This window comes from Pseudonocardia phyllosphaerae (assembly GCF_046546475.1).
GTDB lineage: Bacteria > Actinomycetota > Actinomycetes > Mycobacteriales > Pseudonocardiaceae > Pseudonocardia > Pseudonocardia phyllosphaerae.
In genome coordinates this window covers 491,436-503,474 of record NZ_JBKGXS010000002.1, presented here as the reverse complement: position 1 = coordinate 503,474, position 12,039 = coordinate 491,436, and the positions used below count along the sequence as shown (strand labels likewise).

Annotated in this window: 10 protein-coding genes and 1 pseudogene; 4 read left to right on the top strand and 7 right to left on the bottom strand. The window is 74.4% G+C overall.

Translation table 11 applies throughout. The features are described 5' to 3' along the window. Position 1: 1 nt before the first annotated feature. Positions 2 to 79 carry a putative leader peptide gene (locus tag ACLE50_RS07660; protein ID WP_410942862.1) on the bottom strand — a complete coding sequence of 26 codons (78 nt, stop codon included), beginning with the start codon at positions 77 to 79 and terminating at the stop codon, positions 2 to 4. Positions 80 to 272: 193 nt separating this feature from the next. Between ACLE50_RS07660 and ACLE50_RS07655 the strand changes: the two genes are divergently transcribed. After that, positions 273 to 1,442: an LLM class flavin-dependent oxidoreductase gene (locus tag ACLE50_RS07655; RefSeq protein ID WP_410942700.1), complete on the top strand. Its 1,170-nt coding sequence runs from the start codon at positions 273 to 275 to the stop codon at positions 1,440 to 1,442. A 71-nt stretch (positions 1,443 to 1,513) separates the two neighbouring features. Here the strand turns inward: ACLE50_RS07655 and ACLE50_RS07650 are convergent, their stop codons facing one another. The 3 genes from ACLE50_RS07650 to ACLE50_RS07640 all read right to left on the bottom strand — a co-directional run bounded on the left by ACLE50_RS07650 (position 1,514) and on the right by ACLE50_RS07640 (position 5,837). Continuing rightward, a complete protein-coding gene (locus ACLE50_RS07650) occupies positions 1,514 to 2,002 on the bottom strand; it encodes a beta-class carbonic anhydrase (protein ID WP_410942699.1) in 489 nt (162 codons plus the stop codon). Positions 2,003 to 2,133: 131 nt separating this feature from the next. After that, positions 2,134 to 2,535, bottom strand: a complete 402-nt coding sequence (locus ACLE50_RS07645; RefSeq protein WP_410942698.1) for a VOC family protein — start codon at positions 2,533 to 2,535, stop codon at positions 2,134 to 2,136. A 110-nt stretch (positions 2,536 to 2,645) separates the two neighbouring features. Then, complete coding sequence (locus ACLE50_RS07640) at positions 2,646 to 5,837, bottom strand: arabinosyltransferase domain-containing protein (protein ID WP_410942697.1); 3,192 nt, start codon at positions 5,835 to 5,837, stop codon at positions 2,646 to 2,648. Positions 5,838 to 6,229: 392 nt separating this feature from the next. On the opposite strand from ACLE50_RS07640, the gene ACLE50_RS07635 reads away from it, so the two are divergent. Beyond that, on the top strand, positions 6,230 to 7,501 hold the full coding sequence (locus tag ACLE50_RS07635; protein ID WP_410942696.1) for an HNH endonuclease: 1,272 nt from the start codon (positions 6,230 to 6,232) through the stop codon (positions 7,499 to 7,501). 137 nt (positions 7,502 to 7,638) lie between these two features. Here the strand turns inward: ACLE50_RS07635 and ACLE50_RS07630 are convergent. Next, positions 7,639 to 8,559: pseudogene (locus tag ACLE50_RS07630) on the bottom strand (LysR substrate-binding domain-containing protein); the annotation flags it as partial. Positions 8,560 to 8,890: 331 nt separating this feature from the next. Between ACLE50_RS07630 and ACLE50_RS07625 the strand changes: the two are divergent. Continuing rightward, positions 8,891 to 10,033, top strand: coding sequence for a Glu/Leu/Phe/Val family dehydrogenase (locus tag ACLE50_RS07625; protein WP_410942861.1), 1,143 nt, complete (start codon positions 8,891 to 8,893; stop codon positions 10,031 to 10,033). 112 nt (positions 10,034 to 10,145) lie between these two features. On the opposite strand, the gene ACLE50_RS07620 is transcribed toward ACLE50_RS07625, so the two are convergent. Both ACLE50_RS07620 and ACLE50_RS07615 read right to left on the bottom strand, forming a co-directional pair. Further along, complete coding sequence (locus tag ACLE50_RS07620; protein WP_410942695.1) at positions 10,146 to 10,958, bottom strand: DUF1990 family protein; 813 nt, start codon at positions 10,956 to 10,958, stop codon at positions 10,146 to 10,148. Further along, on the bottom strand, positions 10,889 to 11,122 hold the full coding sequence (locus ACLE50_RS07615; RefSeq protein ID WP_410942694.1) for a hypothetical protein: 234 nt from the start codon (positions 11,120 to 11,122) through the stop codon (positions 10,889 to 10,891). The genes ACLE50_RS07620 and ACLE50_RS07615 overlap by 70 nt, the downstream gene beginning before the upstream one ends. 52 nt (positions 11,123 to 11,174) lie before the next feature. Here ACLE50_RS07615 and ACLE50_RS07610 point away from each other — a divergent pair, with 52 nt between their 5' ends. Continuing rightward, the gene (locus ACLE50_RS07610) at positions 11,175 to 11,906 is read left to right on the top strand and encodes a DUF1990 family protein (protein ID WP_410942693.1); all 732 of its coding nucleotides are present in this window, start codon (positions 11,175 to 11,177) and stop codon (positions 11,904 to 11,906) included. The last annotated feature ends 133 nt before the right edge of the window (positions 11,907 to 12,039 follow it).

The following is a 12,039-nucleotide window of genomic DNA, read 5'->3' as shown; positions in this document are numbered from 1 at the left end:
GTCAGGACGGACAGAGCGCCGACGCCACACGCGCGAGGTCGACGTGCCCCCGCGTGGTCAGCAGCACCGAGCCGGTCATGGCCCGACGGTAGCCCGCGATCCGGCGGTCCCCAAGCGATCGGCGATCCGGATCACCGGCGTCCTGCCTGGTGAGAGGCCTGCGGCTCGTTCGTCCGGACAGGTTCACCTGCTCGTCGCACGCCTCGGGAGACCGGCGGTGATCGACGCCCGGAACCTTGTGCGCGGGCGCCCGCGGCTGGTGCCGTCACCGGATGGCGAGCGACGCACCCCTGTCCCTGCACTGGTTCCTGCCGACGATGGGCGACGGCCGTCATCTCGTCGGCGGCGGGCACGGCAACGCGACCGGCTCGGCCGGCACGATCCGCCCCGCGGACATCGGCTACCTGACGCAGGTGGCGCGCGCGGCAGAGCAGGTCGGGTTCGACGGCGCGCTGACCCCGACCGGCGCGTGGTGCGAGGACGCCTGGCTGACGACGGCGATGCTGGTCGCGCACACCGAGCGGCTGAGGTTCCTGGTCGCGTTCCGGCCCGGGTCGATCTCCCCGACGCTGGCCGCGCAGCAGGCCGCCACGTTCCAGCGGCACTCCGGCGGGCGGCTGCTGCTCAACATCGTCACCGGCGGTGAGTCGGCGGAGCAGCGCGCCTACGGCGACTTCCTGGACAAGGACGCCCGCTACGCCCGCACCGGCGAGTTCCTGTCGATCATCTCCCGGTTGTGGCGCGGCCAGACCGTCGACCTCGACGGCGAGCACCTGCACGTCGAGCGGGCGTCGCTGTCCCGGCTGCCCGACCCGGTGCCGCCGATCTACTTCGGAGGGTCATCGCCCGCGGCGGGGGAGATCGCCGCCGAGCACGCCGACGTCTACCTGACCTGGGGTGAGCCGGTCGAACAGGTTGCGGAGAAGATCGGCTGGATCCGCAAGCTCGCCGCCGACCGCGGCCGCACCGTGCGGTTCGGCATCCGGCTGCACGTGATCGCCCGCGACACCGCGGCCGAGGCGTGGGCGCAGGCGCAGAAGCTGCTCGACGCGCTCGACCCGGAGACCATCGCCGGGGTGCAGGCGGGGCTGGCCGCGTCGGAGTCGGAGGGGCAGCGGCGGATGCGCGCGCTGCACAACGGCTCCACCGAGGACCTGACGATCGCGCCGAACCTGTGGGCCGGGGTCGGGCTGGTCCGGGGCGGCGCGGGGACCGCGCTCGTCGGGAGCCACGCCGAGATCGCGGACCGGATGACCGAGTACCACGACGCGGGGATCGACGAGTTCGTGCTGTCCGGGTACCCGCACCTGGAGGAGGCGTGGTGGATGGGCGAGGGCGTCCTGCCGATCCTGCGGGCCCGCGGGCTGTGGGAGCCGCCGGCCGCCGTGCCCGAGGACGCCGGGGTGCGGTCGGTGCCGTTCGCGGCGGACTATCGGCGCTGATCCGTTCCGGCCCTGTACCGGTTCGCCCCGGAGCGGCGTCCGCCCGGGCCGGTCCGGGCGGACGCCGGGGCTCAGGCGACCTCGTTCAGCTTCCCGGTCGCGACGTCGAACACGAAGCCGCGCACCGAGTCCTTGTTCGGGACGAACGGGTTGTCCTTGATCCGCGCGATCGACTGGCGGACGTCGGTGTCCAGGTCGCCGAACGCCTCGGCCGACCACGCCGGCTTGATGCCGGTGTCGTCCTGGATGGAGGCCTTGAACCCGTCGTCGGTGAAGGTCAGCATCCCGCAGTCGGTGTGGTGGATCAGGATGATCTCCTCGGTGCCGAGCAGCCGCTGGCTGATCGCGAGCGAGCGGATCTCGTCGTCGGTGATCACGCCGCCGGCGTTGCGGATGACGTGCGCCTCGCCGTCGGCGAGGCCGAGGATCCGGTACACGTCGAGCCGGGCGTCCATGCAGGCCACGACGGCGACCTTCTTGGACGGTGGCAGTGGCAGCGGGCCGGAGAAGCCCTCGGCGTAGCGGGCGTTGTTCTCGAGCAGGTCGTCGGTGACGGTCATGGGAGGTCTCCAGGCAGGGTGCGCATCACCGCATGATTCGACCGCGGTTCGCCTGCGCCGACAAGGGTGCTCCCGACGAGTGGCCGAGTGTCCGGACACGGACCCGGCGCGGGGCCCGGGTCTCGGGGCGCTCAGTCCTGGGGGGCGGCGAAGAACTCCAGCGCGATGTTGTCCGGGTCGCGGAAGGAGACCCCGCTGCCGTAGTGCGCGGACTTGACGCCGTCGTGCGCGATCCCGAGTTCGGTCAGCTTCTCCGCCCACTGCTTCAGCTCCGCCTGCGAGCCGACGGCGAAACCGATGTGGTCCAGGCCGGTGCGGCGCTCGTCGAAGGTGTCGCCGGACTCGCGGCCCTGGTGGGTGTGCAGGCCGAAGAGCATGCCGCCGTCGAGGGCGAAGACGGTGTGGTGAAAGGTTCCGCCCTCCTCGTCCTCGTCGAGGACCGGCTCGGCGTCGAACAGCGCCGCGTACCACTTGGTGCTGCGCTCCAGGTCGCTGACGGTGATCGCGACGTGCTGCAGTCCGGGGAAGGCCACGGTGAGCTCCCTTGCTCGTGCGGTGATCCGTATGCGGGAGTGGCCATGTCACTCCGTGACCGTGTCTACACCCGGCACCGGGCGCCCGTGACCTCTCCGGGCGGAGAGGATCAGGGCGCCGGCTTCTCCGGGAACCCGAGTGGGGAACGGTCGCCCTGCCAGCCCCAGCGGGTGACGCCGGTGGAGGTGACGTCGTAGGCGTCGCGGGCCAGGCGGCCGGTGTCGATCCGGGAGATCGAGCCCCAGTCGCTGCGGTCGGGGTCGTCGGCAGTGTCGACGCGGGTGCCGACACCGGTCTCGGAGGTGGTGCGCCGCATGGCCGCGAAGCTACCGCCTGCGCCGTCGGAGAAGGAGACGTCGAGGGCGAACCCGAGCGACGACGGCCCGAGCACCAGGTAGCGCGGCGTCTGCGCGAGCCCGGCGCGCACGGTCGGCAGGTCGCGCAGGCAGGGGGCGGCCCACAGGATCGACCAGTCGACGTAGACCGGGCCGTCGGCGTCGCGCAGCATCGGCACGGCCGGGGCGAGGGTCCGCACCCGCGGGGCGGCCGCGGCGACCCAGCCGGCCGGGTCGGTGGTGGTGTCGACGGCGTGCACGCGCACCCGGTCCGCCCCGGCGGGGGCCGCGTCGCGCGGGACGGGCACGGTCCGCCAGCCCGGCCGGTCCAGCGGCGCGAGCTCGTCGACGCGTTCGGTCGGGTACTCGCCTCGCACGTCGGGGGAGGTGCGGGTGTCGTCCAGGCTCGCCGTCCCGATCGGGGCGGGGTCGTCGCCGCGGCCGAACTGCAGCTCGACGGTGTTTCCCTGCCCGGTCCGGCCGGCGACGGCGACGGCGAGCTGCTGGTCGTCGCGGGTCTTCGGGAGGGCGAACCAGCGGGTGGTGAGCTCACCGGTCGTCGCACCGGTGCCCGCGTCGCCGCCGCCGGAGTGGCTGCCCCAGGCCGGTCCCTTGTCCGGCGGTGCGTCACCGGCCCAGCCCTTGCCCGCGGTGAAGCCGCGGAGCTCGTCGGAGCCGGCCGAGCCGCCTGCGGTTTTCAGAGCGCCGGGGGAGTCGACGGTGAGCCGGACGTGGTCGAGGATCCCGCAGGTCGGCTCGCCGGTGAGCTCGTCGGCGAGCTGCCCGGCCACGGAGTAGCCGCCGCCGGAGCGCGCGGGTGCCGCCACCATCGATCCGGCGACGACCGCGACCCCGGTGACCAGCGCCGTCACCGTCAGCGCGGCCGGGACCGCGGGCAGCGGGAAGCGGCGGTGCAGCAGTAGCGCCGCCCCGGCGAGGACGAGTGCGACCACCAGCCACAGGGCGGGGGAGGCGAGCGGGCCGAACGGGCCGTCGCGGCGCGGGACCGCCCACTGCGACCACAGGAACCAGGCGTTGCGCCCGGCGAACACGAGCGCCGCCGCGAGCACCACCGCGAGCGTCCCGGAGGCCGCGGCGCCGCGCACCGTCGGGTCGTGTGGCCGGGCCCGGGCCGCGCCGACGATCAGCACCGCCCCGGCGACGACGGCGAGCGCCCCCGGCCCGGCGAGCGTCCCGAAGTAGTGGGTCCACTTCGACGGTGCCGGGGTGAGCAGCGCGAAGCCGAGCACCAGCCCGGCCAGGGGGACCGGCGTCCACCGCAGCCCGGGCGTCCAGTGGTGCGCGCCGCGGGCGACCAGCGGCAGCGCCGCGACCAGCAGCGCGACCGCGAGCAGCACCGGCAGGCGTCGTCCGAGACCGCCCTGTTCGGTGTCGAAGCCGAGCAGCAGCACCCAGCGGCGCACCTCGTCGTACCAGCGGACGTCGGGCCCGTAGAACGCGTGCATCTGCGTCGCACGGGAGACGGTGTAGAGGCTCTGCGTGGTGAACACGGTGACCAGCCCGGCGGCCGCGACCCCGGCGGCGGCCACCGCCGCGGCGACCCCGGTGCGGGTCCCGCCGGTGCGGGTCACCCTGCGCCACAACGCCGGGACGAGGAGCAGCAACGGCCCGGCCACGCTGATCGACGAGGGCGTCACGGCCAGCGCGAGCCCGGACGCGAGCGCGGTCCCGGCGATCCACAGCCCGGTGCGCCCACCCGGGCGGGCGGCCGCGCGCAGCCCGCAGGCCAGCGCCGCGGCGGCGAACAGTGCCGCGAACGGCTCCGGCCGGACCCCGGAGTTCAGCGGCAGCCACCACGCCAGCAGCGCCACGGCGAGCACGATGCGGACGCCGATCCGGCGCCGGTGCCGCGGCAGCAGCGCCGGCAGCGCGACCCGGCTGAGCAGCAGCCAGGTCAGCGCCCCGGCCACCATCGCCGGGACACGCAGCTCGAGCGGGCCCGCGCCGGCGTCGACGAAGATCTTCACCATCCGCAGGACCAGCGTGTACGGCGCCTCGGAGGCGTTGCCCCAGCGGTAGACGTTGCCGAAGTCCCCGGCGCCGGTGGCGTTGCGGGCGATGGCCTCGGTGAAGCCGTCGTCGGTGCTCAGCGGGCCGAGCACGACCCACGCGGCGAGCGTCCCGAGCACGACGACGTCGACGGCGGCCCGCGCGAGTCCCCGCAGCCCGAGCCGGGCGCGCAGCCGCCGGCGCAGGCCGGGACGGGCCCGGACCCGGTCCCCGGCGAGCCGGACCAGCAGGACCGCGGCGACGGCGGCGGCGAGCCACTGCGCGACGACCAGCACGACCTTGAGCACGGTGGGGGAGGCGGCGAACCAGTCGGCGGTGCGCGCGGTGACCTGCAGCCCGGTGGCGTCGGCAGCCGGCAGCGCGGTGGCGAACGCGCCGATCGCGCGGACGACGGCGCCGGGGAAGGACCGGGTGCCGCCGTTCGCGGCGGTCACGGTGGTCCCGGCCTCGTCGGCGGTGACGACGCGGCCGCAGTCGCCGTCGCCGAGCGGCTCGCGGACCAGCTCCTGCCCGCCGACCAAAACCCGGACGTCGCCGCCGCCGGCGACCACGGTGAACCCGATGTTCGGCTTCCCGACCGGCTCGGAGGAGACGACGGTGGCGTCGCTGGTGTCGGCGGCGCGCAACACGGTGCAGGGCAGCGTGATCCGCACCGACTCCGGGGCGGCGGGCACGAACGCCGCCGTCGTCGACGACGGCGCCTCACCGGCCTGCGGCCAGGTGACGATGGTGTCGCGGGTGATCACCTGGGCGAACGGGACCAGCGCGGCGAGCAGGAGCGCGACGAGGCCGGCGATGGTCGCGGTGATCGCGGCGCGCCGGCCGCCGGACGCGGTGCTCGCGGCGCGCAGGCTGCCGGGCTCCGCGGCGCGGGGCCGGGTCGTGTCGGCCGGCTCGTCGGAGCGCGTCGTGCCGGGGTTCGTCGGGTGGCTCATCGCGTGCGGGCGCGGCCCTTCTGCGTGCGGTCGGCGGGAGGCGTGCCGGAAACGTCGCGCGCCTCCCGCACATGATCGTCCAGACCGCGGCGCGGCGACCGGTGGGGCGTCGGCACGATCGTGGGGAGCACACGTGGGGTTCGTGTGCCGGCCGGTTCCGGATCACGTGTTCGTCCCGGGGTGCCGGGGGATGGAGGGCCCGGTAGCTCCGAACGGATGGCCCCGTGGCTCGACCGCCCGAGATCGGCGCGTTCGTGACAGGACGGCCGCGGGGCGAACGCCTCGTCACGACCGTGGCGATCACCGGGCCCTCGCCGCATCGTTGCAGGTCGCAGCGTTTGCGATGGCGAACGCAATTCGCACACTAGTTCGATTTCCGGTACACTGGCAGCATGACCGCGGTCCAGGAACCACCCGTCACCGACACCGGTGACCGTGGCGTGCCGCGGGTCGACTACACCCTGATGCAGGTCGCCATCGAACAAGCCGCCCTCGCCGACTCCGACGTCTCCGAGGCCGAGCTGATCGACGAGCTGCAGCAGCTGGAGGCGTTGAACAACTCCCTGGCCGCGCTGCGGGCGACCCGCCTGCGGCACTTCGCCCGCACCCACGTCGCGAACCAGATCGCCGCCGGGGCCGGCGAGCCGGAGAAGCTGGAACGCTCCGTCGCCTCGCAGCTCGGGATGGCCTGCAAGATCTCGCCGTTCACGGCACGGTCACGGATGCGGGTTGCCCGGGATCTCTACGACGGGTTCACCTACCTTCGCGCGCTGTTCGTGGCGGGTGAGCTGTCCGAGGACACGGTCGCGGCCATCATCACGGCTGCCGGTGACCTGTCCGCCCGGGACCGGGCCCGGCTCGACGCGCGGCTGGCCGAGCACGACCTCACCGGCCGCGGCATCGGCCGTCTGCGGGACCTGGTGCGCCGCCTGGTCGCCGAGATCGCGCCGGAGAAGTTCCGCGACCGTGCCGAGCAGGCGAAGTCCGAGCGTCGGGTGACGCTGCGCCCGGCGACCGACGGGATGGCGTACCTGACGGCGTATCTGCCGGTCGCGCAGGGTGCGGCGTGTCTGGCGGCGTTGCAGAAGGCGTTCACGACCCTGTCCTGCGACCCGGCGCCGTTGACGCGGACCCGCGCGCAGGTCATGGCCGACACCCTCGTCGAACGGCTCACCGGCAAGACGACCGCATCCGACGTGGACGTCGAGGTGCAGGTGATGGTGCCGCTGGCGGCGCTGCTGGATCCGGACAGCCCGCTACCGGCGGAGATCCCCGGCTACGGGCCCGTCCCCGCCGACCTGCTCGCCACCCTCACCGGCCAGAAGAGCCTGCGCCGGCTGATCACCAAGGACGGCATCGTCATCGGCGGGGACTCCCGGCGCCGCACCTTCACCGGCCCGCTCGCCGAGTTCATCCGGGCGCGGAGCCGCAACCGCTGCACCGAGCCGTACTGCGATGCCCCGGTCCGCCACATCGACCACGTACTACGGGCCGCCGACGACGGCCGCACCGAGTTCGACAACGGACGCGGAGTGTGCGAGTTCCACAACCACGTCCGCGAACAACCCGGATGGACCGTCGAACGCACCCCGGACGGGTTCCGCACCACGACACCCACCGGGCACGGCTATCTCGGCCCGGACCCACCGGCGGCCGAACCGTGACCCGGGTCAGGCGGTACCGGGAGTGCCGCCTCACCGGAGGGCACTCCGACTCCGGCCGGGCCGCCGGCGCCCGGACCGTCCGGTGTCTCGGGTAACGGAGCCTCCGTCGCGGTGCCCAGAGCCGTCCGGTCCGGCGGCGGGATGGCCGCGGTCGCGGCGAGGCCCTTCTCCGCCGCGACCGTCCGGACCGCGTCCACCACCAGCGACAACGCCGCCCGCCGTGCAGACCCGGTCCGGTAGGCCACCGACACCGTGCGGTGCAGCCCCTCGGTGAGCGCGACGACGTCGACCCCGGGCGGGCGCAGCGCCAGCCCCAGATCGGAGACCAGTGTGACCCCCAGCCCGGCCGCCACCATCGCCATCGCGGTCGCCTGCTCCTCGACCTCGTGGTCCACCCGCGGCTCGAACCCCGCCGCCTGGCACGCCAGCCGGGTCGCCCGGCCGAAGTGCGACCGCGCCGGCGGGGAGATCCACGGATGCTCCGACAGCTCGGCCAGCGCCACGCTGGCCGAGGGGACCGCACCGGAGGGGACCGCCGCGTAGAGCCGCTCGACCGCGATCACCGACCGCTGCAACGCCGGGTCCCACGGCATCGGGTAGTTCGAGTAGTCGATCACGAACGACAGGTCGAGCGCGCCGTCGCGGACCGCACCCGCGGTGTCCTCCGGCGCCAGCTCACGGCTGCGCACCACGATGCCGGGGTGCGTACGGGCCAGCGCCACCAGCGCGTCGGGCAGCAGGCCCGACGCCACCGACGCCCACACCCCCGCCCGGAGCCGGGCCGAGACGGTCTCCCCGGCCTCCTCGAGTGCCTCGGTGGCACGCTCCACCGAGGCGAGGATCTCCTCGGCGTGCTCGGCCAGCAGCACCCCGGAGTCGGTGAGCTGCACCCGGCGCCCGCGTCGCTCGAACAGGCGAGTCCCGACGTCGCGCTCCAGCTGGGCGAGCTGCTGGGACACCGCCGACGCGGTGTAGTGCAGCGCCGTCGCCGCCGCCGTGATCGTCCCGCGCCGGTGCAGCTCACGCAGCATCCGCAGCCGGGGCAACGACAGGTCCATGCGGGGAGAGTAAGGCCGCTGTGCAGGAACCGTGAACACGGCAGTGAATGATCCGTAAATGGACGCCCGCGGGGGTCCGCCCGCACGCTGTTGTCACCGGCCCGCAAGGCGGGGCCGACCCACGGACGACGAGGTCCGCCACACATCGAAAGACCGGTGGCACTCGCCGTTCCTCCAGGGAGCCCGAGAGGCCGGTGACAGCACGACGAGGAGGTGGGTCGCCATGACGACGATGCAGAACCCGGCCGGTAGCACCCCGCAGACGGCCCCGCAGATCACCCGGCAGGCCGCTCCGGCCCCGGTCGTCCCCGCAGCCCGCCCCGAGCCGTACATGCGACTGCAGTGGAACGACCCGGAGACCGGCGCCGTCGGTTACCTCGTCGTCCACACGCTGCGTGCCGGCCTCGCCACCGGCGGCACCCGGATGCGTGCCGGCTGCACGCTCTCCGAGGTCGAGGACCTCGCCCGGGGCATGGCGAACAAGACCGCCACCTTCGACCTGCCCATCGGCGGGGCCAAGGGCGGCATCGACTTCGACCCGAAGGACCCCCGCGCCGTCGAGGTGCTCGAGCGGTTCTGCGAGGCCATGCGCCCGTGGATCGACGCGCACTGGGTGACCGCGGAGGACCTCGGCGTCCCGCAGCACCTCATCGACGAGGTCTTCGCCAAGCTGGGCCTCGGCCAGAGCTACCACGCCGCGATCAGCCGCGCCGCCGACCCGGCCGCGACCCTCGAGCGGGTCCGCACCGGGCTGAAGGCCGAGGTCGAGCACGGTTTCGAGCTCGGTGACGTGATCGGCGGCTACGGCGTCGCGCACTCCTGCCTGGCCGCCGCGGTGAGCTGGGGCCAGGTCCCGGCCGACACCACCGTCGCCATCCAGGGCGTCGGCACCATGGGCGGCGCGGCCGCGTACTACCTGCACGAGGCCGGCATGAAGGTCACCGCCGTCGCCGACGCCGCGGGCACCCTCGTCTGCGCCGACGGCCTCGACGTCCCGGCCCTGCTGGACCTGCGCGACGGCTACGGCGAGATCGACCGCACCCAGCTGCCCGACGGGGTCGAGCAGCTGCCGCGCGGCGCGATCCTCTCCACCGACGCCGACATCTTCGTCCCCGCCGCGATCTCCTACGCGATCACGCCGGACAACTCCTTCGACGTCCGGGCCCGCGTCGTCGTCGAGGCCGCCAACGCCGCCACCACCCCGGAGGCGGAGGCCATGCTGGCCGCCCGCGGGGTCCCGGTCCTGCCCGACTTCGTCGCGAACGCCGGCGCCGTCGCCTGGGCCTGGTGGCTGCTGCTCGGCGAGGTCGACGACCAGCCGGAGAACTCGTTCGACAAGCTCCGCACGGTGATGCACGCCAAGGTCGCGCAGCTCATGGCCGCGTGGACCGACGAGGGCGTGACCCCGCGCGAGACCGGTCACCGCTGGGCCGACGCCCCGGCGCCGACCGTCGCGCCGGTCGTCATCCCCTGACCCGCGAACACGCACCGAACCCCCGTCGGCCCCGGTGGCAGGCGGGGGTTCGGTGCGTCTCGTTCAGCCGGTGCTCGCGGATGCTGCGGGCCTGCCGGTCGGCGTCGACCGTCTACAGGCCTCTGCTCGCGCCCGGGTACCGGACCAGTACCGCGAGCCGGTCGGTCCACGACGGCCCGCTCCCGGCCGGGGCGACGGTCACGCCGTCCGGCCCCGTCTCGACCACCGGCACCCGGCCCGGCACCCCGGCCAGCTCCCGGACCCGCTGCCCGGCGTGGTGGTAGAACTCCTCCTGCACAGCGCGGCCGAAGACCGCGAACCCGAGCCGCAGGATCGGGTTCGGCACCGGGGCCCGCCGGGAGAACGCCCGGATGACGAACTCGACGTCGCCGGACGCGAGGTCCTTCACCACCTCGTAGGTGAGCCGGCCCTCCTCCAGATGGCCCTGCAGCGTCTCGTACGTCCAGCCCCACACCCGCTGCCCGTCGCGCTCGGCGTCCTCGACGCCGGTCACCCGCACACCCAGGTGGAAGCGCATCGGCCCGAACCGGCCCTCCAGCAGCATGTTCCGGCCGAGCAGCGGGTCGCCGGGGCGGAAGATCCCGCGCAGCCGCCCCGGGGCGGTGAACTGGTAGTCGCGCAGCACCACGCACGCTCGCTCCCACGGCCCGCCCGGCTCCGGCGGCCCCGGTGCCTCCCGGCCGACCAGCGCGCGGCCGTGGTCGACGTGCCAGCGCGGGTCGTCGCCGGACTCGGGGGTCTCGGCGTCGTCGAAGTTGACCGCGAGCCCGGCCAGGCCGTCCAGCTCCGCGTCGAGGTCCGCGGGCGGGGTGGCACCGAGCGCGACGCCGGCGATCAGGACCGGCCCCCGCGGTGCTCGTCGCGGCGCATCGACTCGCCGATCACCCAGAACATCGACGGCCACATGCCGACGAAGATCGCGCGGCGCTCGGCGTTGCCCCGCTCGTCCTGGTCGACGGTCTTGGCGCGCAACCACAACCCGATCGACAGCCCGATCGTGCCGAGCGAGACCCATTGCAGCTGTGCGCCGCGTACGCCACCGCGGCGCAGCACTCCTCCGACCGTCATGCCGCCAGGTTCCCCGCTCGCGGGGCCGGTACACCCGTGCTGGACTCGCAGCATGGGACGAGCCGACACACCGGTGACCGGTGACCGCCGGTCGCAACGGGTGGCGGCGCTGCTGCGCTGGCCGCCGGCAGTGGTGCTGGTGTCGTGGCGCTACTTCTGGCGGGCGACCGCGATCCACCGCAGCGACGTCGCCGGGGACGCCTCCGACGAGCCACCGCGCACCCCGGCCGGGATCGACGACGCCGACGTCCAGGCCCCGTCCGACGGCTACGGCACTCTGCTGCACCGCACCTACTCCGCCCGGATCAAGGGCAGCGCCCTGACACCGGAGGAGCTGATGCGCCGCATCGTCGCCGACCCCAACCGCTGGTCGCCGGAGTTCGCCGTGTTCCGCCGCACCCGCGGCACCCCCGGCGCGATGAACGTCGGCGACGAGTTCCTGATCCGCATGCCCGGCCCCTGGGACGGCCCGGTCCGGGTCTGCGCCACCGGCCCGGCGAGCTTCTCCTTCGTCACCCTGCGCGGGCACCTCGAGGCCGGGCGGATCGAGTTCCGCGTCCGGCGCGACGACGAGCTGCCGCACCGGCTGCGTTTCGAGATCGAGTCCTGGGCACGGCCCGGGGACCGGTTCTCCCACGTGCTCTACAACCGGCTGCGGGTGGCGAAGGAGGTGCAGCTCAACATGTGGACGCACGCCTGCATCCGGGCCGCCCGGATCGCCGGAGGCCGCACCGACGGCGGCGTCACCGTCACCACCCGCCGCTGGAACACCGGCGCCCCGTGAGTGGTGCCGCTCCCGGCCGCACCGGGGGCGCGGAAAACCGGGTGCCTCCGGGGTAGTCCCCGCCTAGCCTCCCGGCCATGTTCGCCTCGATACGGCTGCGCGTCGCCTGACGGCGGCGTCACCCTCGCATTCC